This window comes from Streptomyces sp. NPDC107581, from assembly GCF_055657175.1.
The window spans coordinates 301,417-319,742 of sequence record NZ_JBVKBH010000006.1; the positions used below are offsets into that span (position 1 = coordinate 301,417).

Sequence of the window (18,326 nt, forward strand, 5' to 3'; positions counted from 1 at the left end):
GCCCTACGTCGCCGGTCCTACTCCCCGCGCACCCGCAACACCCGTGCGAGGTCGTCCAGTTCGTCGGCGAGCTTGCGGCGCAGGGCGACGGCCGGGCCGGCCTCGCGCAGACAGGCCTCGCCGAGGGCGAGGTGCTCGGCGTCGACGGCGTACCGCGGGAAGGCCCAGCGGCCGGCGGCGACGGCGATGGCCGGGCCGCGGCGGGCGGCGAGCGCGACGACGTCCTCGTAGTAGCGCGGCACGTACTCCCGGACCAGGTCGGCCTGTTCGGGCTGCCAGAAGCCCCGCGCGGTCGCCGTGAACAGGTAGTTGGACAGGTCGTCGCCGGTGAACATCGCCTCCCAGGCCGTGCGCTTGGCCTCCGGGTCGGGCAGGGCGGCACGGCAGGTGGCGGCACCCTCCTGGCCGGTGGCGGACGGGTCGCGGTCCAGCTCGGCGGCGATGGCGGCCTCGTCGGTGGCGCCGAGCACGGCGAGCCGGCCGAGGACGCGCCAGCGCAGCTCGGGGTCCAGCTCGGGTCCGCCGGGCACCGTGCCGTCGGCGAGCCAGGCGGCGATGGTCTCGGGGTGGGCGGCGACGTCGACGTAGTGCCGTACGGCGATCAGGCGCAGGCCGGGGTTGTCGCCGTCCTCGGTACGGCGCAGCAGGTCGCGGCAGAGGGCGGTGAGGGTGCTGAGGGCGGCCGGGCGGTCCTCGGGGCGCAGATAGCGGTCGGCGACGTAGGCCGAGGCGAAGGCGAGGACGCCCTGGACGAGGGCCAGGTCGGTCTCCAGCGGGAGATGGGCGCGGGCCGTCTCCAGGTAGGCCGCGGGCGGGAGTTCCCCGTCCCGGACGGCGTCCCTGAGTGCGTTCCACACCACCGCGCGGGTGAGCGGGTCGGGCAGCCCGGACAGGCCGGTGCGGATCGCCTCGAAGGAGCCGTCGTCGAAGCGGACCTTGGCGTAGGTCAGGTCGCCGTCGTTGAGCAGGAGCAGCGCGGGGCGCTTGCCGATGGGCTGCGGGGCGGTCTGCGGGACGTCGAGGCCGATGCGTTCGCGCAGGACGAGGCGGCCCTCGTCGGTGAGGTCGCGGTCGTACAGGCCGACGCTGACGCGGTGCGGGCGGCTGCCCGCGCGGTCGACGGTCAGGGTGCAGGCACCGTCGGCCGAGTCGGTCGCCGGGGTGAGAGTGTCCACGCCGGTGGTGCGCAGCCAGGCGTCGGCCCAGGCGTGCACGTCGCGTTCGGTGGCGGCGGCGAGGGAGTCGATGAAGTCGGCGAGGGTCGCGTTGGCGAACTTGTGCCGCTGGAAGTGGATGTTGATGCCGGCGAGGAAGTCCTTCTCGCCGAGCCAGGCCACCAGCTGGCGCAGTGCGGAGGCGCCCTTGGCGTAGGAGATGCCGTCGAAGTTGAGCAGGGCGGCGGCGGTGTCGTCGACGGCCTCGGGGGCGACCGGGTGGGTGGAGGGGCGCTGGTCGGCGTCGTAGCCCCAGGCCTTGCGGGTGACGCCGAACTCGACCCACGGTTCGGTGAAGCGGGTCGCCTCGAGCGTGGTCTGGTAGCCCATGTACTCGGCGAAGGACTCGTTCAGCCAGATGTCGTCCCACCACTTGAGGGTGACGAGGTCGCCGAACCACATGTGGGCCATCTCGTGCGCGATGACCATGGCGCGGGTCTGCCGCTCGGTGTCGGTGACGGCGGAGCGGTAGACGAATTCGTCGCGGAAGGTGACCAGGCCCGGGTTCTCCATGGCGCCCGCGTTGAACTCGGGTACGAACGCCTGGTCGTAGGAGTCGAACGGGTAGGGCTCCTCGAACTTCTCGTGGTAGCGGTCGAAGCACGCGCGCGTGATCTCGAAGATCTCCTCGGTGTCGGCGTCGAGGTGGCGGGCGAGGGAGCGGCGGCAGTGGATGCCGAAGGGCAGGCCGCGGTGCTCGGTGCGCACCGAGTGCCAGGGGCCGGCGGCGACGGCGACGAGGTAGGTGGAGATCAGCGGGGTCGTGGCGGCCTGCCAGCGGCCCTCGCCGAGGTGCTCGGTGATGCCGTTGGCGAGGACGGTCCAGCCTTGCGGCGCGGTGACCGTGAGGTCGAAGACGGCCTTCAGGTCGGGCTGGTCGAAGGCGGCGAAGACCCGCTGGACGTCGTCCAGGAACAGCTGGGTGTAGACGTACGTCTCGCCGTCGGTGGGGTCGGTGAAGCGGTGCATGCCCTCACCGGTGCGGGAGTAGCGCATGACCGCGTCGACGCGCAGCTCGTGCTCGCCGGCGGTGAGGTTCTCGAGCGGCAGCCGGTCATCACGGAAGGACCCCGGGTCGAGGGGCCGGCCGTCGAGGGTGACGGCGCGCAGCTCGGCGGGCTTCAGCTCGACGAACGCGTCCCCGCCGGACCTCGCGGTGAACGTGATCACCGTGCGGGAGTCGAACGTCTCGTCCCCCGTGGTGAGGTCGAGTTCGATGCTGTAGCGGTGAACGTCGAGGAACTGTGCTCGGAGCTGCGCTTCGTCGCGCGTGATGACGGACATGCAGGCCATGCTGCCCGATGGCACCGACAGCGCACAGAGGCGGATCGGTATGCGTCAAATGTCCGCTCCCGCACTCCTCCCTGTCCGGTCCGCCCGCCGGGCCGCCGTCCCTCCGCACCGCCCGGCCCACCCTCGGCCGCCACCCCGCCGGCCGCCGTCCCCCTCCGTACCGTCCGCTTCCGCCGGCCGCCACCCCCCTCCGACCGCCACTCCCGCCGGCCGCCGCCGTGGATCAGCCGGCCGAGGCGGGCTGACCGTTCGCGGTGTCCTCGGCGATGGACTCGTGGTGCCGGATCACCTCGGCGATGATGAAGTTCAGGAACTTCTCGGCGAAGGCCGGGTCGAGCTTGGCGTTCCCGGCGAGGCTGCGCAGCCGCTCGATCTGCTTGGCCTCGCGGGCCGGGTCGGCGGGCGGCAGCTGGTGCAGCGCCTTGAGCCGGCCGACCTGCTGGGTGCACTTGAAGCGCTCGGCGAGCATGTGGACGACCGCCGCGTCGATGTTGTCGATGCTGTCGCGCAGCCGCTCCAGCTCCTGGCGGACCTCGGGGTCGACGTCACCGCTACCGGTGTTGCTGATGGTCATGTGGGCCAACTTTAAGGGGAGCTCAGCGCCCCTTTCATCCCCCGATCAGCATGCGGTCACCCCTGGAGCATCGGAGGGTCGTCCGGATCCGGGATCCGGTCGCTCCAGCCGCCGGGGACGCTGCGCCCCTGCTGGGCGCGGAAGCGGACGGGGGCGAGGCCCACCCGGCGGGTGAACAGGCGGGAGAAGTAGGCCGGGTCGTCGTAGCCGACGCGGCGGGCGACCGCCGCGACGGGCAGTTCGGTGGCGGCGAGGAGTTCCTTGGCGCGGCCCAGGCGGATGCCGAGCAGATAGTCCTTGGGGCTGCATCCGGCGGCGCGGCGGACGGCTCCGCGCAGCTCGGCGGGGGTCATCCCGTGCCGGGCGGCGTGGTCGGCGACGCTCATCGGCCGGCAGGCGTCCCGGGCGAGGGCCTGGAGCACCTGGTCGCCGTCGGGTGCGAGGTCGGCGCGGGCGCGGCGCAGGGCGACGAGCAGCTCGTGGACGGCGGCGCCGGTCTCCACCTCCAGCAGCGGGTTGCCACGGCGGGCGGCGCGGGCGATGCGGGCGACGACCGCGCGGGGTCCTGCCGCGTCCGCGAGGGGGACGACGGGCCGCCCGGGCTCGATGTAGCCGAGTTCGGTGTAGGTCGTGGTGGCGGGTCCGGCGAAGTCGACGAAGCCCTCGTCCCAGCCCGTGCCCGGGTCGGGCCCGTAGTGGTGCGGCACACCGGGGGTGAGCCACAGCAGCGCCGGCCCGGTGACGGTCGTACGGCGGCCGTCGGCGCCCCGGTACCAGCCGCGGCCCGTGCTGATCACGACCGCCACATGGTGGTCGAGGGTGCGGGGGCCGACCGTGGGCAGCGCGCCGTACTGGAGTCCGACGCCGAGGCAGACCAGGCCGAGGCGGTGGTGGGCCGGGCCGGGACTGAAGAACCGCATCCAGGTGTGGTACATCGGCGCTCCTCCCGGCGGCGGCGGACTTTTGTCCAAGCAGCGCCGATCTTCGTCCATGGTGCGCACCTCCGCCAGGGCCGAGGCTTGGCCGCATGAGCGAGTTCACGGTGGGGGAATCCGACTTCCTGCTGGACGGACGACCGGTACGGCTGCTGTCCGGCGCGCTGCACTACTTCCGGGTGCACGAGGGGCACTGGCGGCACCGGCTGGAAATGCTGCGGGCGATGGGCCTCAACTGCGTGGAGACGTACGTCCCGTGGAACCTGCACGAGCCGGGCCCGGGCCGGTACCGTGACGTGCAGGCGGTCGGGCGGTTCCTGGACGCGGTCCGGGCGGCGGGCCTGTGGGCGATCGTGCGGCCGGGCCCGTACATCTGCGCCGAGTGGGAGAACGGCGGGCTGCCGCACTGGGTGACGGGCGAGGCGGGCACGCGCGCGCGTACCCGTGACGAGCGCTTCCTGTTCCGCGTGCGGAGCTGGTTCCGCCGTCTGCTGCCCGAGATCGTGCCCCGGCAGATCGACCACGGCGGCCCGGTGGTCATGGTGCAGGTCGAGAACGAGTACGGCAGCTACGGCTCGGACGCGGACTACCTGGAGCAGCTGGCCGGCCTGCTGCGGGCCGAGGGGGTCACGGTCCCGCTGTTCACCTCGGACGGTCCCGAGGACCACATGCTGACCGGCGGCTCGCTGCCGGGCCTGCTCGCCACGGTGAACTTCGGCTCCCACGCGCGCGCGGCCTTCGAGACCCTGCGCCGGCACCGCCCGCAGGGGCCGCTGATGTGCATGGAGTTCTGGTGCGGCTGGTTCGGCCACTGGGGCGGCGCCCACGTCGTACGGGACCCCGGGGAGGCGGCCGGGACCCTGCGGGAGATCCTGGAGTGCGGGGCCTCGGTGAACGTGTACATGGCGCACGGCGGCACGAGTTTCGCGGGCTGGGCGGGGGCCAACCGGGGCGGCGAGCTGCACGAGGGCCCGCTGGAGCCGGACGTGACCTCCTACGACTACGACGCCCCCGTCGACGAGTACGGCCGCCCCACGGAGAAGTTCTGGCGCTTCCGGGAGGCACTGGCCGGGTACCACCCCGGTCCGCTGCCCGAACCGCCGCCGCCACCTGCTGCGTTGGGAAATCCTACGGACGTGGCGCTGACCGGATGGGCACCCTTGGGTGACGTACTGGAGGCGCTCGGCGGCGAGGAGACCGTCACGCCCGTACCGCCGACGTTCGAGGAACTGGGTGTCTCCCGGGGGCTGGTGCGCTACGAGGTCGGTGTGCCCGGGCCGCGGCAGCCGTACCCGCTGACGGTCCGCGGACTCAGGGATCTCGCGGTGGTGTACGTCGACGGCGAGCGGGCCGGGGTGCTCGGCGAGGACGAACCCCGGCTGAAGGAACCCGTCGCGGGTCCCGCGCGCGTGGAGCTGTGGGTGGAGTCCCTGGGGAGGGTCAACTACGGTCCGCGCTCGGGCGAGGCGAAGGGCATCACCGGGGGCGTCCTGCACGAGCGGCAGTATCTGCACGGGGTACGCGCGCGCGGGCTGGACCTGGACGCCTTCGCGGGCGGTGTGGAGGCGGTGCCGTTCGGTGCGCCGCCCGGGGACGGCGCACCGGGGCTGTACCGGGGCGCCGTCACGGTCCGTGGCGCCGGGGACGCGCGGCTCGAACTGCCGGGCTGGGTGCGCGGCTTCGTCTGGGTGAACGGTTTCGGCCTGGGCCGCTACTGGTCGGTGGGACCGCAGCGCTCCCTGTACGTCCCCGGTCCGGTCCTGCGGGAGGGCGAGAACGAGGTGTGGGTGCTGGAGCTCCGGGAGGCGGGGCCGGGCCGGCGCCCGTCCGCCCCGCGCCTGCTGCCGGTGTGACCCGCGCCGCCTGCCGGTGTGACCCGCATCTGCTGCCGGTGTGACCGCGGCTGCTGCCGGTGTGAGCGGTGGGCCGGGTGTGGTGGTCGTTGCGAGGGGTCCCCGCCGGGCCCTTCCGGAGATCGCACGGGTGCACGACAGGGACGGCCCTCGTGCCCACAGCCGGGATCCGGGCGGCGAAAATCCGCGCACACCCGCATAGAGTGGAAGGGAGTTCCGAGCGTCTTTGGGGGTCGGACGTGGCGAACGGCGGACCGGTCGAGCACGGGTACCCGCATCTGGAGACGGTGCGGGCCGCCATTACCGCGCTGTACAGACGGCTGTCGTACGACACCGTCCAGACCTTCCCGACCAGTGTGGTCCCCGCCGACGTGGCCTTCTGCGACACGGACGACCTGCACCTGGGGGCGCAGCGGGTGGCCCGGGAGATCGTGCGGCACTTCCGGCTGCCGGAGGCCCGGCTGATCGTCGGCTTCCGGGAGATGACCCATGCGGCGAACGTCGAACTCGCAGCGGGCCCCGAGTACTTCGTCGAGCTGAACGACCGTTTCCGCACCCATCGCAGGGACATCGGCGCGGCCCTCGCGCACGAGGTGATGCACGTCTATCTGCACCGGCTCGGCCTCGCCTTCCCCACCACGGCGGAGAACGAGATCCTGACGGACACGGCGACGACCTATCTGGGGGCCGGCTGGCTGCTGCTGGACGCCTACCGTGAGGACCGGGCCTCCTCCCAGAAGCTGGGCTATCTGACCCCGGAGGAGTTCGGCTACGTGCTCGCCAAAAGGGCCCTGCTCTTCCACGAGGATCCCTCCGTGTGGTTCACCAGCCCGCAGGCGTACACGGCCTACGTCGCGGGCATGGCCCGGGCCCGGCAGGACGAGCAGCAGCCGCCGCTGACCGGAGCCGGCTGGACGGGGCGCCGCCGCTACGCCCACGACCGCCGCCGTGCTCCCGGGGTGCAGCCCGCCGGGCCCTACGCCTTCACCGCCGACCCCGGACCCGGCGGGCACCTGCGGGTGTCGTTTCCGTGCCCCACCTGCCACCAGCGGATCAGGGTGCCGGTACGGGGTCGGGTCCGCGCCCGGTGCGGTCTGTGCCGGACGGTACTGGAGTGCGACACCTAGCCCGCACTACCGGCTCCCTCCCGTCGCCGGGCACGTGACATCGTCGGGGCCGGCGAGGTGTTCAGCACGGACGAGCCGGACAAGCTGGACAGCGTGATCCGCTTCCTGCCTTTCATGAGCGGGCGCCGGCCCGCGGCGCCCGCCCGCCCGACCGGCTGGACCGCCTCGCTCCTAGGCCCCGTACACCGCACCCGGCACCTCGGCCGCCGCCAGCAGCTTCAGCGCGGCCTCCCCCGCTCCGGCCGGTGTCCAGCGCTCCCCGTGATCGGTGGTGGGGCCCGGACGCCAGCCCTCCATGACGGTGATCCGGCCGCCCTCCGCCTCGAAGACCCGGCCGGTCACGCCCTCGCTCGCGGCGGATCCGAGCCAGACGACGAGCGGGGAGACGTTCTCGGGGGCCATGGCGTCGAAGCCGGTGGCCGGGGCCGCCATGGTCTCGGCGAAGGTACGTTCCGTCATACGGGTGCGGGCGGCCGGCGCGACGGCGTTGACCCGGACGCCGTAGCGGGCCAGTTCGGCCGCCGCGACGAGGGTCAGCCCGACGATCCCGGCCTTGGCGGCGCTGTAGTTCCCCTGCCCGACCGATCCCAGCAGGCCGGCCCCGCTGCTGGTGTTGACGATCCGGGCCGCCGGTGTGCGCCCGGCCCTGGCCTCGGCCCGCCAGTGCGCGGCGGCGTGCCTGAGCGGCAGGAAGTGGCCCTTGAGGTGGACGCGGAGTACGGCGTCCCAGTCGTCCTCGTCGAGGTTGACGAGCATGCGGTCGCGCAGGAAGCCGGCGTTGTTGACGAGGGTGTCGAGCCGGCCGTAGGTCTCGACGGCCGTCCGGACGAGCGAGGCGGCCCCCTCGGCGGTCGCGATGTCGCCGCCGTGCGCGACGGCTTCGCCGCCCGCCGCCCGGATCTCCGTGACGACGGCCGCCGCCGGGCTGTCGGGGCCCGGCACCCCGTCCAGCCCGACCCCGAGGTCGTTGACGACGACCCGGGCGCCCTCGGCGGCGAAGGCCAGGGCGTGGGCCCGGCCCAGCCCCCGTCCGGCACCCGTGACGACGACCACGCGTCCTGCACAGATTCCACTCATTCCGGGCCTCCTTGCCGGCGGTCTTCTCGATGGGGCTCGCCCACCGCGTCCGGGCGGTGGGATCCCTCGCGGGCGGTCGCGGCGTCGAGGAACGCGGGCCGCTCCCCGCCCCCGTGCACCAGCAGGCTCGCCCCGCTGATGTAGGCAGCCGCGTCGGAGGCGAGGAAGACGGCCGCCGCGCCGACGTCCGCGGGGCCGGCGAGCCGCCCGAGCGGAACGGTGCGGGCGACGGCGTCGAGGCCGTCCGGGCCGCCGTAGTGCAGATGGGACAGCTCGGTGCGGACCATGCCGACGACCAGCGTGTTGACGCGGACCTCCGGCGCCCACTCCACGGCCATGGAAGCGGCCAGGTTCGCCAGGCCCGCCTTGGCGGCTCCGTAGGCGGCCGAGCCGGGCGAGGGGCGGGCGCCGCTCACGCTGCCGATCATCACGACCGAGCCCCGGGTGCGCCTGAGGTGCTCGTAGGCGGCGAGGGAGGCGGTCAGCGGGGTGATCAGGTTCAGTTCGACGACCCGGGCGTGCCGCTCGGCGTCCGCGTCGGCCAGTCGCCGGTACGGGGTGCCGCCGGCGTTGTTGACGAGCACGTCGAGCCGGGGCAGCGCGCTGAAGAAGGCGCGCACCGCGGGCGGGTCGCGCAGGTCGAGGGGGGCGAACTCCACGCCGTCGAGGGGCTGTTCGGGGGGACGGCGGGCGCAGGCCAGCACCTGGGCGCCGGATGCGGCGAAGGCCCGTGCGACACCTGCCCCGACGCCCCGGGTGCCGCCGGTGACGACGACGGTCCTGCCCCGCAGCGCATTGTCCACAGGCCCCGCCGCGCTGCGTGCGGAGTTTTCCACAGGGCCTCCCGCTCGTCTTCGACGACTGCTAGCTTCGAAGCCTCACACCTAACAAATGTTTGGTGGAAAGGCGTTGAGTGCGAAGGTAGCTGATGCGTCCATGGGTGTCTCCACCTCGTCCCCGGAAAAGGGGATTTCCGTCGTCACGACCGACTTCCCGCCGGTGAACGCGCTGCCGGTGAGCGGCTGGTTCGCCCTGGCCGACGCGGTCCGCGCGGCCGGCCGCGACCCCGGCGTGCGCTGTGTGGTGCTGGCCGCGGAGGGGCGCGGGTTCAACGCGGGCGTGGACATCAAGGAGATACAGACGCACGGCGACCGGGCGCTGCTCGGCGCCAACCGGGGCTGCGCGGAGGCCTTCGCGGCGGTGTACGAGTGCGAGACACCGGTGGTCGCGGCGGTGCAGGGCTTCTGTCTGGGCGGCGGCATAGGCCTGGCGGGCAACGCGGACGCGATCGTGGCGAGCGAGGACGCCTCCTTCGGGCTGCCCGAGCTGGACCGCGGCGCCCTGGGCGCGGCGACCCATCTGGCCCGGCTGGTCCCCCGGCATCTGATGCGCGCCCTGTACTACACCTCGCGCACGGCGAGCGCGGCCGAGCTGCACGCCCACGGCTCGGTGTGGCGGGTGGTGCCGCGCACGGAACTGCGCACGGCGGCGCTGGAGCTGGCCCGCGAGATAGCCGCCAAGGACGGCAGGCTGCTGCGTCTGGCCAAGGCGGCCATCAACGGGATCGACCCGGTGGACGTGCGCCGCAGCTACCGCTTCGAGCAGGGCTTCACCTTCGAGGCCGCCCTCAGCGGGGTGGCCGACGAGGTCAGGGACAGGTTCGGGAAGGAGGACGCATAGGTGAGCGACAAGACGATGACCGCCGACGAGGTGGTCTCCCGCCTGCGCAGCGGCATGACCCTCGGCATCGGCGGCTGGGGTTCCCGGCGCAAACCGATGGCTCTGGTCAGGGCCCTGCTCCGGTCCGGGATCAGTGACCTCACGGTCGTCTCGTACGGCGGCCCGGAGGTCGGCATGCTGGCCGCGGCCGGCCGGATCCGCAAGCTGGTCACGGCCTTCGTCACGCTCGATTCCGTCCCGCTCGAACCGCACTACCGGGCGGCACGCGAACGCGGGGACTTCGAACTGACCGAGGTGGACGAGGGGATGTTCCTGTGGGGGCTGCAGGCTGCGGCGAACCGCCTGCCGTTCCTGCCGGTGCGGGCGGGAGTCGGCTCGGACGTGATGCGGGTCAACCCGGGCCTGAGGACGGTCACCTCGCCGTACGAGGACGGGGAGACGTTCGTGGCCATGCCGGCCCTGCGGACGGACGCGGCCCTGGTGCACGTCAACCGCGCCGACCGGCTGGGCAACGGGCAGTACCTGGGCCCGGACCCGTACTTCGACGACCTGTTCTGCGAAGCGGCGGACACGGCCTACGTGTCCTGCGAGCGGCTCGTCGACACGGCCGAGCTGACCAAGGAGTCCGCCCCGCAGTCGCTGCTGCTGAAGCGGCTCGCGGTGACCGGCGTGGTCGAGGCGCCGAACGGCGCGCACTTCACCTCCTGCGCACCGGACTACGGCCGGGACGAGGCGTTCCAGCGGGCGTACGCGTCCACGCCCTGGCCGGAGTTCGCCGAGCGGTTCCTGTCCGGGGACGAGGAGGCGTACCGGTCGGCGGTGCGGGCCTGGCAGAAGGAGCGGGAGCAATGAGCGTCTCTCTTCCTGCGCGATCCGAGTACTGCGTGGTCGCCTGTGCCGACGCCTGGCGCGGCGCCGGGGAGATCCTGGCCAGCCCGATGGGCCTGATCCCCTCGCTGGGGGCACGGCTGGCCCGGCTCACCTTCGCGCCGGACCTTTTGCTGACCGACGGCGAGGCGCTGCTGGTCCGCCCCGACGGCACCCCCGAGGGCTGGCTGCCCTACCGCCTGCATCTGACCCTGGTGGCGGGAGGCCGGCGGCACGTGATGATGGGCGCGAGCCAGATCGACCGCCACGGCAACCAGAACATCTCCTGCATCGGCGACTGGACCCGGCCCGGGCGGCAGCTGCTCGGGGTGCGCGGGGCACCGCTCAACACACTGAACAACCCGACGAGTTACTGGATCCCGAGGCACTCCCGGCGGGTGTTCGTGGAGCGGGTCGACATGGTGTGCGGGGTGGGGTACGACCGGGCGGCGCGGCTGGGGAGCACGGCCCGCTTCCACCGCATCCCCCGGGTCGTCTCCGACCTCGGCGTCTTCGACTTCGCCACCCCCGACCACTCGATGCGGCTGGCCTCCGTGCATCCGGGGGTGGACGTGGAGCAGGTGCGGGAGGCGACGGGCTTCGCACTCGTGGTGCCGGACGAGGTGCCCGTCACCCGGGAGCCCACCGCGGAGGAGCTGCGGCTGATCCGTGAGGAGCTGGATCCGGAGGGGGCACGCGCGCGCGAGGTGCCCGAGGGGGCGAGGGGGTGATGGAGACCGCCCTGACCCGGCTGACCGGGGTCCGCCACCCGGTCGTGCAGACCGGGATGGGCTGGGTGGCCGGCCCGCGGCTGGTCTCGGCGGCGGCGAACGCGGGGGCCCTCGGCATCCTGGCCTCCGCGACGATGTCCCTCGACCTGCTGCGGGATGCGATACGGGAGGTCCGCTCGCGCACGGACGCGCCGTTCGGGGTGAACCTGCGGGCCGACGCGGCCGATGCTCCCGACCGCGTGCAGATCATGCTGGACGAGGGTGTCCGGGTGGCCTCCTTCGCGCTGGCCCCCTCGGCCGAGCTGATCGCCCGGCTCAAGGAGGCCGGTGTGCTGGTCATCCCGTCCGTCGGGGCCCGGCGCCATGCGGAGAAGGTGGCCGCGTGGGGTGCGGACGCGGTGATCGTGCAGGGCGGCGAGGGCGGCGGGCACACCGGCGAGGTGGCGACGTCCGTGCTGCTGCCGCAGGTGGTGGACGCCGTGCGGATACCCGTGGTGGCGGCGGGCGGCTACTTCGACGGGCGGGGCCTGGTCGCGGCGCTGGCGTACGGGGCGGCCGGGGTGGCGATGGGGACGCGGTTCCTGCTCACCTCGGAGTCGACGGTGCCGCAGGCGGTGAAGGCGCGGTACCTGGCAGCGACGGTCCGGGACGTCACGGTCACCCGTGCGGTGGACGGGCTGCCGCACCGGATGCTGCGCACGGAGCTGGTGGACACGCTGGAGCGGTCCGGGCGGATACCGGCCCTGGTCCACGCGGTGCGGCGGGCGGCGGGATTCCGGCGGCTGTCGGGGCTCACCTGGCGGCAGATGGTCCGCGACGGGCTGGCCCTGCGGCACGGCAGGGAACTGTCCTGGAGTCAGGTGCTGCTGGCCGCGAACACGCCGATGCTGCTGAAGTCGGCGATGGTGGACGGCCGTACGGATCTCGGGGTGATGGCGTCCGGGCAGGTCGCCGGGGTGATCAACGACCTGCCGTCGTGCGCCGGGCTGGTGGAGCGGATCGTGAAGGAGGCGGAGGAGGTGCTGGCGACGCTGGAGGGGCTCAGAGACGCTCGATGATCGTCACGTTCGCCTGGCCGCCGCCCTCGCACATCGTCTGGAGGCCGAACCGGCCGCCGGTGCGTTCCAGCTCGTGCAGCAGCGTGGTCATCAGCCGGACGCCGGTCGCGCCGAGCGGATGGCCGAGGGCGATCGCGCCGCCGTTGACGTTGACCTTCTCCGGGTCCGCGCCGGTCTCCTTCAGCCAGGCCAGCACGACCGGGGCAAAGGCCTCGTTGATCTCCACGAGGTCGATGGCGTCGATGGTCAGGCCGGTCTTCTTCAGGGCGTGCGCGGTGGCCGGGATGGGCGCGGAGAGCATGCGGATGGGGTCCTCTCCGCGCACGGAGAGATGGTGGACGCGGGCGCGCGGGCGCAGTCCGTGTTCCGCCACCGCCCGCTCGGAGGCGAGCAGCAGGGCCGCGGCGCCGTCGGAGACCTGGGAGGAGCAGGCCGCGGTGATGGTGCCGCCGTCGAGGACGGGCTTCAGTGCGGCCATCTTCTCCAGGGAGGTGTCCCGGCGCGGGCCCTCGTCCACCGTGACCTCGCCGTAGGGGACGGTCTCGCGCCGGAAGCGGGCCGTGTCGATGGCCCGCAGCGCCCGCCGGTGCGAGCGCAGCGCGAACTCCTCCTGGTCCTGCCGGCTGATCCCCCACTTGGCGGCGATCATCTCGGCGCCGGCGAACTGGTTGACGGGCTGGTCGCCGTAGCGGGCGCGCCAGCCGGTGCTGCCGAGGAAGGGTCCGTCGGTCAGGCCGAGGGGTTCGGCGGCCTGCCGGGAGGCGAAGGCGATGGGGATCTGGGACATGTTCTGCACCCCGCCCGCGACCACCAGGTCCTGGGTGCCGGAGAGCACGGCCTGCGCGGCGAAGTGCACGGCCTGCTGGGAGGAGCCGCACTGCCGGTCGACGGTGACGCCGGGCACCTCCTCGGGCAGCCCCGCGGCCAGCCAGCAGGTGCGGGCGATGTCCCCGGCCTGGGGGCCGACCGCGTCCAGGCAGCCGAAGACGACGTCCTCCACGGCGGCCGGGTCGATCCCGGCCCGCTCCACCAGCGCCTTGAGCACATGGGCGCCCAGGTCGGCCGGGTGGACCCGGCCGAGCCCTCCCCCGCGCCGCCCGACGGGCGTGCGGACCGCTTCGACGATGTAGGCCTCGGCCATGGCGACTCCCTCACAGGAAAGGGGTGTTCAGCGTGATGTCAGGTGCGTACGGCGATCCCGTCCAGCACCATCGACAGGTACTGCCGGGCGATCTCCTCCGGGCTGTGCTGTCCGCCGGGCCGGTACCAGGAGGCCGCGACCCACACCGTGTCCCGGACGAACCGGTAGGTGAGCCGCACGTCCAGGTCGGCGCGGAAGACGCGCTCCGCGACCCCGCGCTCCAGCGTGGACAGCCACGCCTTCTCGAACCGGCGCTGCGAGTCGGCGAGAAAGGCGAAGCGGTCCTGTACGGCCAGCTGTCTGCTCTCCTTCTGGTAGATCGCGACGGCGGCGCGGTGCCGGTCGATCTCCCGGAAGGACTCGGTGACCAGGGCCTGAAGGGTCTCCCTGGGCCCGAGTCCGGAGGCCAGGACGGTGTCGTAGCCGTCCCACAGCTCGTCGAGGAAGGTCCGCAGGATCTCCTCCAGCATCGACTCCTTGGAGTCGAAGTGGTAGTAGAGGCTGCCCGCGAGCATCCCGGCGTGGTCGGCGATGGTCCGGACGGTGGTGGCGTTGTAGCCCTGCTCGGCGAAGACCTCGGCGGCGGTGTCGAGGAGTTCGCTGCGGCGCGCCTGAGCGGCACCGGCCGCGGGCTTCTTCGGGGCGGTCACCTGGGGCTTCTTCTTGGTCGGCACGAACCCATTGTGGTCTGCCCGTCGTCAGGGATGCTGGCTGCTGACGGCGACGACCTCGCCGGTCAGGTACGAGGAGTAACCGGAGGCCAGGAACACGATCACGTTGGCCACCTCCCAGGGCTCGGCGTACCGCCCGAAGGCCTCCCGCCCGGTCAGCTCCTGGAGCAGCTCGGCCGAGGTGACCTTCGCCAGGTGCGGGTGCATGGCGAGGCTGGGCGCCACCGCGTTGACCCGCACCCCGTACGCGGCCGCCTCGATCGCCGCGCACCGGGTCAGCGCCATCACCCCGGCCTTCGCGGCGGCGTAGTGGGCCTGTCCGGCCTGGGCCCGCCAGCCGACCACCGAGGCGTTGTTGACGATCACCCCGCCGCCGGTGTCCCGCATGGCGCGCAGGGCCGCCCGGGTGCAGCGGAAGGTGCCGTTCAGCGTGACGTCGAGGACGCGGGACCACTGCTCGTCGGTCATGTCGACGAGATCCGACGTCCCGCCCAGTCCCGCGTTGTTGACGACGATGTCGAGCCTTCCGTGCTCCCGTACGGCCGCTGCGAACAGCGCCCGCACCTGGGCCTCGTCGGTGACGTCGCAGGGCACCGCGGCCACCGCGCCCGGGAACTCCCCGGCCAGCCGGGCCTCGTGCTCCTTCAGGCGGCGCGTGTGCGCGTCGCTGATCAGCACCCGGGCGCCCTCTTCCAGGAAGCGGCGCGCGGTCGCCCCGCCGATGCCCGCGCCGGCCGCCGCGGTGACGACGGCGGTGCGGTCCTTCAGCAGCCCGTGCCCGGGCACGTACGCCGGAGTCTCGACGCTTGTCATGGGCCCACGCTAATCTACCAAACACTTGTTAGGGAAGGTTGGTGACGGCGACGGTGGACCTGACCCATGCTCCGGCGGACGAGGAGTTCCGTGCCGAGGCCCGCGCCTGGCTGGCGGCGCACGTGCCCCGCACCCCGCTGCCGTCCCTGGAGACGGCGGAGGGATTCGCGGCACACCGCGCCTGGGAGGGCGAACTGGCCGCGGACCGCTGGTCGGTGGTCTCCTGGCCCGAGGAGTACGGCGGACGGGGCGCCGGGCTGCTGAGCTGGCTGGTCTTCGAGGAGGAGTACTGGGCGGCGGACGCGCCGGGCCGGGTCGGCCAGAACGGCATCAGCCTGCTCGCCCCGACCCTCTTCGAGCACGGCACCGAGGAGCAGCGGACGCGCGTGCTGCCGCCGATGGCCCGCGGCGAGGTGGTCTGGGCGCAGGCCTGGTCCGAGCCGGAGGCGGGATCCGACCTGGCCTCGCTCACCTCCAGGGCGGTGCGGACGGACGGCGGCTGGCTGCTGACCGGGCTGAAGACCTGGTCCTCGCGGGCCGCCTTCGCCGACCGGGCCTTCGGCCTGTTCCGCACCGACCCCGCCGCCGCGAAACCGCACCAGGGGCTCACGTACCTCATGTTCGACCTGCGGGCCCCCGGCGTCACCGTCCGCCCGATCGGCCGCCTGGACGGGAAACCGGCCTTCGCGGAGCTGTCCCTGGACGAGGTGTTCGTACCGGACGAGGACGTGATCGGTGAGCCCGGCCGGGGCTGGCGGATCGCGATGTCCACGGCGGGCAACGAACGCGGTCTCACCCTGCGCTCCCCCGGCCGCTTCCTGGCCTCGGCCGCCCGGCTGCGGGAGCTGTGGAAGGCGCAGGGCCGCCCGGAGCACGCCCGTGCCCGGGTGGCCGACGCGCTGATCGGCGCCCGTGCCTACCAGCTGTTCACCTACGCCGCCGCCTGCCGCTTCCTGGACGGCGCCGCGCTCGGCCCGGAGTCCAGCATGAACAAGGTGTTCTGGTCCGAGTACGACCTGTCGCTGCACGAGACGGCGCTCGATCTCCTGGGCGCGGAGGGCGAGTTCGCGGACACGGACTGGGCGCAGGGGTACGTCTTCTCCCTGGCCGGGCCCATCTACGCGGGGACGAACGAGATCCAGCGCGACATCGTCGCCGAGCGTCTGCTCGGCCTGCCGAAGGGACGCCGGTGATGCGCTTCCTCCTCGACACCGAGCAGCGTGACTTCGCCGGCTCGCTGGACGCGATGCTGACGGCGGCAAACACCCCGGCGGTGGTCCGGGACTGGAGCCGCGGCGAGTGTGCGAGCGGCCGTGCGCTGTGGCGCCGTATCGGCGAGGCGGGCGTGTTCGGTCTTGCGGTGCCGGAGGAGTACGGGGGGCTGGGGCCACTTCCGGTGGAGCTCTCCGTGGCCTTCGTGGAGCTGGGCAGGCATGCGGTGCCGGGTCCGCTGGTGGAGACCGTCGCGGCGGCGGTGCTGCTCGGCGAGGGCCCGCACGCCAAGCGGTTCCTGCCCGCTCTCGCGGCGGGCGGGACCATGGCGACCGTGGCGGCGCCGACCGGGTACGCCCTGGACGGCGACGCGGCCACGCTCCACCTCGCCCCGGCCGGCGAGGGCCTGTACCTGGCCCCGGGCCCCGGCCCGGTCCGTCCCTCTCTCGACCCCGCCCGCCGGCTGTGCCCGCTGGCCCGCGGCGGCGAACTCCTGGACCCCGGGCCGCCGAACGCCGGCGCCCTCACCTGGGCCCGCCTCGCCACCGCCGCCCAGGCCCTCGGCGTGGGCCTCGCCCTGCTCGACCGGACGGTCGCACACGTCGGACAGCGCACGCAGTTCGGGGTCCCCGTCGGCTCGTTCCAGGCGGTCAAGCACCGGCTCGCCGACGCGAAGACCGCCCTGGAGTTCGCCCGGCCCCTGCTCTTCGCGGCGGCGCTGTCCCTGCGTCCCGCGGACGTGGCCGCCGCCAAGCTGACGGCGTGCGAGGCGGCGTACGCCACCGCCCGCGCCGCGCTCCAGCTGCACGGCGCGATCGGGTACACCGCGGAGTACGACCTGTCCCTGTGGCTGACCAAGGCCCGCGCCCTGCGCACCGCGTGGGGCACACCCGACGAATGCCGGGACGCGGTCCTCGACGACGCCGGCCAGTGCCGTGACCGCACGGGTTCGCAGGGGTGGCGGTGGAAGCGGTCGGACGGGCGGTGACGTCCGTCCCGAGCGCTGGGGGGCGTGGTGGCCGAGCCGGTGCGGGTGCGCGGACCGACCGATCGAGAAGGGCAGAAGCTGCGGCGGATCGTGCGCCGGGGCAGTACCCGTCCGGTGCGCCGTCGGCGGGCGATGATGCCGCCGGCGTCCGCCTGCGGGGACCGAGCCCCGGTGATCGCCCGGTCGGTCCAGGCCGACGAGGCCACGGTGCGGGAGGCGAACCACCGCGGTTCAACGAGATCCGTCCGGCCTGCCTGGACCCCGAGTGAGCGGGAGGCCGTCCCCGACGACTCGGCGGTGCGCTCCACCCCGGCCCGTGTCTCCCGGGCCGGCCCGATCGAAGCCCACCGCGGCCCGCTGCGACAGATCGTCCTGGACAAGGCGGAATGCGGATGCCGGGTCCGCGGCGCGTGTGACCGCCCGTCCCACGACGACATGCGAGGCGCCCGCGGCGATGGCGGCCCGTGGTGTGCCGGGGCGGGCGTGCTCGCCAGGAGAGTCACCGGGCAGAGCAACCCCCGGGGTGACGATCAAAGCATCGCCGCCCAGCAGTCCCCGCAGGGCCGGGACTTCCTGCGGCGAGGCGATCACGCCGTGGCATCCGGCTTGCCCGGCCAGGCCGGCCAACCGGAGCACCTGGTTCTCAGCGGGAACACCGACACCGATGTCGGCGAGGTCGGAGTCGGTCATGCTGGTGACGACGGTGAGAGCGAGGACGCGAAGCTCCGGGAAGTCGCGGGCCGCGTCCACAGCGGCCGCCATGATGCCCGTGCCTCCCATGCTGTGCACGGTCACCATGGAGACGCCGAGGGCTCCTGCCGCACGCACGGCACCGGCGACGGAGTTCGGGATCTCGAAGAGCTTGAGGTCCAGGAACACTTCCTTGCCCCGGACGACGAGGTGCTTGATGAACTCGGGCCCAGCCGCTGTGAGGAGCTCCAGTCCGACTTTGTAGAAGCGGCACCCGCCGCCCAGCCGATCGACGATGTCTTGAGCGGCCACGCGGTTGTCGCAGTCCAAGGCGACGATGATCTGACTGGTCGGCTCCATCACGTCATTCTGGTCTCCGCCACGCGTACCGCTGCTCCCGGG

At 73.3% G+C, this 18,326-nt stretch carries 17 protein-coding genes and 1 pseudogene; 9 read left to right on the forward strand and 9 right to left on the reverse strand.

Going from position 1 to position 18,326, the window contains the following annotated elements; genetic code table 11:
* Positions 1–17: 17 nt before the first annotated feature.
* From pepN to ACZ7P3_RS17545, 3 genes are all read right to left on the reverse strand, one after another.
* Entirely contained in the window at positions 18–2,498 is a 2,481-nt protein-coding gene (gene pepN / locus ACZ7P3_RS17535) for an aminopeptidase N (protein ID WP_472082497.1), read from the reverse strand.
* A 232-nt stretch (positions 2,499–2,730) separates the two neighbouring features.
* Positions 2,731–3,081, reverse strand: coding sequence for a chorismate mutase (locus tag ACZ7P3_RS17540; RefSeq protein WP_472082499.1), 351 nt, complete (start codon positions 3,079–3,081; stop codon positions 2,731–2,733).
* Positions 3,082–3,137: 56 nt separating this feature from the next.
* A complete protein-coding gene (locus ACZ7P3_RS17545; protein WP_472082501.1) occupies positions 3,138–4,016 on the reverse strand; it encodes a helix-turn-helix domain-containing protein in 879 nt (292 codons plus the stop codon).
* 92 nt (positions 4,017–4,108) lie between these two features.
* Between ACZ7P3_RS17545 and ACZ7P3_RS17550 the strand changes: the two genes are divergently transcribed.
* Both ACZ7P3_RS17550 and ACZ7P3_RS17555 read left to right on the forward strand, forming a co-directional pair.
* On the forward strand, positions 4,109–5,869 hold the full coding sequence (locus tag ACZ7P3_RS17550) for a glycoside hydrolase family 35 protein (protein WP_472082503.1): 1,761 nt from the start codon (positions 4,109–4,111) through the stop codon (positions 5,867–5,869).
* A gap of 239 nt (positions 5,870–6,108) precedes the next feature.
* Positions 6,109–6,996 carry a hypothetical protein gene (locus tag ACZ7P3_RS17555; protein ID WP_472082505.1) on the forward strand — a complete coding sequence of 296 codons (888 nt, stop codon included), beginning with the start codon at positions 6,109–6,111 and terminating at the stop codon, positions 6,994–6,996.
* Positions 6,997–7,167: 171 nt separating this feature from the next.
* On the opposite strand, the gene ACZ7P3_RS17560 is transcribed toward ACZ7P3_RS17555, so the two are convergent.
* Positions 7,168–8,073 (reverse strand): SDR family oxidoreductase, encoded by a 906-nt coding sequence (locus tag ACZ7P3_RS17560; protein ID WP_472082507.1) that lies wholly within the window; start codon positions 8,071–8,073, stop codon positions 7,168–7,170.
* The gene (locus ACZ7P3_RS17565) at positions 8,070–8,909 is read right to left on the reverse strand and encodes an SDR family oxidoreductase (protein WP_472082509.1); all 840 of its coding nucleotides are present in this window, start codon (positions 8,907–8,909) and stop codon (positions 8,070–8,072) included. The genes ACZ7P3_RS17560 and ACZ7P3_RS17565 overlap by 4 nt, the downstream gene beginning before the upstream one ends.
* Positions 8,910–9,009: 100 nt before the next feature.
* Here ACZ7P3_RS17565 and ACZ7P3_RS17570 point away from each other — a divergent pair, with 100 nt between their 5' ends.
* Genes ACZ7P3_RS17570 through ACZ7P3_RS17585 form a run of 4 tightly spaced genes read left to right on the forward strand, consistent with a single transcriptional unit; the run spans position 9,010 to position 12,409 of the window.
* On the forward strand, positions 9,010–9,753 hold the full coding sequence (locus ACZ7P3_RS17570) for an enoyl-CoA hydratase family protein (RefSeq protein WP_472082511.1): 744 nt from the start codon (positions 9,010–9,012) through the stop codon (positions 9,751–9,753).
* Entirely contained in the window at positions 9,754–10,605 is an 852-nt protein-coding gene (locus ACZ7P3_RS17575; protein ID WP_472082513.1) for a CoA transferase subunit A, read from the forward strand.
* A complete protein-coding gene (locus ACZ7P3_RS17580) occupies positions 10,602–11,351 on the forward strand; it encodes a CoA-transferase subunit beta (protein WP_472082515.1) in 750 nt (249 codons plus the stop codon). The genes ACZ7P3_RS17575 and ACZ7P3_RS17580 overlap by 4 nt, the downstream gene beginning before the upstream one ends.
* On the forward strand, positions 11,351–12,409 hold the full coding sequence (locus ACZ7P3_RS17585) for an NAD(P)H-dependent flavin oxidoreductase (protein WP_472082517.1): 1,059 nt from the start codon (positions 11,351–11,353) through the stop codon (positions 12,407–12,409). Before ACZ7P3_RS17580 ends, ACZ7P3_RS17585 begins: the two co-directional genes overlap by 1 nt.
* Here the strand turns inward: ACZ7P3_RS17585 and ACZ7P3_RS17590 are convergent.
* From ACZ7P3_RS17590 to ACZ7P3_RS17600, 3 genes are read right to left on the reverse strand one after another with little or no spacing between them, the layout of a single operon-like run.
* A complete protein-coding gene (locus tag ACZ7P3_RS17590) occupies positions 12,393–13,550 on the reverse strand; it encodes an acetyl-CoA C-acetyltransferase (RefSeq protein ID WP_472082519.1) in 1,158 nt (385 codons plus the stop codon). The two genes, ACZ7P3_RS17585 and ACZ7P3_RS17590, sit on opposite strands and share 17 nt — an antisense overlap.
* 38 nt (positions 13,551–13,588) lie before the next feature.
* Positions 13,589–14,224 (reverse strand): TetR/AcrR family transcriptional regulator, encoded by a 636-nt coding sequence (locus tag ACZ7P3_RS17595; protein WP_472082521.1) that lies wholly within the window; start codon positions 14,222–14,224, stop codon positions 13,589–13,591.
* A 24-nt stretch (positions 14,225–14,248) separates the two neighbouring features.
* Positions 14,249–15,034: an SDR family oxidoreductase gene (locus ACZ7P3_RS17600; RefSeq protein ID WP_472082523.1), complete on the reverse strand. Its 786-nt coding sequence runs from the start codon at positions 15,032–15,034 to the stop codon at positions 14,249–14,251.
* A gap of 53 nt (positions 15,035–15,087) precedes the next feature.
* Between ACZ7P3_RS17600 and ACZ7P3_RS17605 the strand changes: the two genes are divergently transcribed.
* The 3 genes and pseudogenes from ACZ7P3_RS17605 to ACZ7P3_RS17615 all read left to right on the forward strand — a co-directional run.
* Positions 15,088–16,227: an acyl-CoA dehydrogenase family protein gene (locus ACZ7P3_RS17605; RefSeq protein ID WP_472082983.1), complete on the forward strand. Its 1,140-nt coding sequence runs from the start codon at positions 15,088–15,090 to the stop codon at positions 16,225–16,227.
* Positions 16,227–17,234, forward strand: coding sequence for an acyl-CoA dehydrogenase family protein (locus tag ACZ7P3_RS17610; RefSeq protein WP_472082525.1), 1,008 nt, complete (start codon positions 16,227–16,229; stop codon positions 17,232–17,234). Before ACZ7P3_RS17605 ends, ACZ7P3_RS17610 begins: the two co-directional genes overlap by 1 nt.
* Before the next feature lie 27 nt (positions 17,235–17,261).
* A pseudogene (locus tag ACZ7P3_RS17615) lies at positions 17,262–17,500 on the forward strand (IS630 family transposase); the annotation flags it as partial.
* On the opposite strand, the gene pyrF reads toward ACZ7P3_RS17615, so the two are convergent.
* Complete coding sequence (gene pyrF, locus ACZ7P3_RS17620; RefSeq protein WP_472082527.1) at positions 17,466–18,284, reverse strand: orotidine-5'-phosphate decarboxylase; 819 nt, start codon at positions 18,282–18,284, stop codon at positions 17,466–17,468. The pseudogene ACZ7P3_RS17615 and the gene pyrF overlap by 35 nt on opposite strands.
* Positions 18,285–18,326 lie beyond the last annotated feature (42 nt).

Excerpts from the sequence above, each read along its gene's own strand:
- ACZ7P3_RS17540 (WP_472082499.1), bottom strand. The coding sequence starts at position 3,081 with ATGACCATCAGCAACACCGGTAGCGGTGACGTCGACCCCGAGGTCCGC.
- pepN (WP_472082497.1), bottom strand. The coding sequence starts at position 2,498 with ATGTCCGTCATCACGCGCGACGAAGCGCAGCTCCGAGCACAGTTCCTC.
- ACZ7P3_RS17560 (WP_472082507.1), bottom strand. The coding sequence starts at position 8,073 with ATGAGTGGAATCTGTGCAGGACGCGTGGTCGTCGTCACGGGTGCCGGA.
- ACZ7P3_RS17585 (WP_472082517.1), top strand. The coding sequence starts at position 11,351 with ATGGAGACCGCCCTGACCCGGCTGACCGGGGTCCGCCACCCGGTCGTG.
- ACZ7P3_RS17550 (WP_472082503.1), top strand. The coding sequence starts at position 4,109 with ATGAGCGAGTTCACGGTGGGGGAATCCGACTTCCTGCTGGACGGACGA.
- ACZ7P3_RS17610 (WP_472082525.1), top strand. The coding sequence starts at position 16,227 with ATGCGCTTCCTCCTCGACACCGAGCAGCGTGACTTCGCCGGCTCGCTG.
- ACZ7P3_RS17600 (WP_472082523.1), bottom strand. The coding sequence starts at position 15,034 with ATGACAAGCGTCGAGACTCCGGCGTACGTGCCCGGGCACGGGCTGCTG.
- ACZ7P3_RS17590 (WP_472082519.1), bottom strand. The coding sequence starts at position 13,550 with ATGGCCGAGGCCTACATCGTCGAAGCGGTCCGCACGCCCGTCGGGCGG.
- pyrF (WP_472082527.1), bottom strand. The coding sequence starts at position 18,284 with ATGGAGCCGACCAGTCAGATCATCGTCGCCTTGGACTGCGACAACCGC.
- ACZ7P3_RS17580 (WP_472082515.1), top strand. The coding sequence starts at position 10,602 with ATGAGCGTCTCTCTTCCTGCGCGATCCGAGTACTGCGTGGTCGCCTGT.
- ACZ7P3_RS17570 (WP_472082511.1), top strand. The coding sequence starts at position 9,010 with ATGGGTGTCTCCACCTCGTCCCCGGAAAAGGGGATTTCCGTCGTCACG.
- ACZ7P3_RS17545 (WP_472082501.1), bottom strand. The coding sequence starts at position 4,016 with ATGTACCACACCTGGATGCGGTTCTTCAGTCCCGGCCCGGCCCACCAC.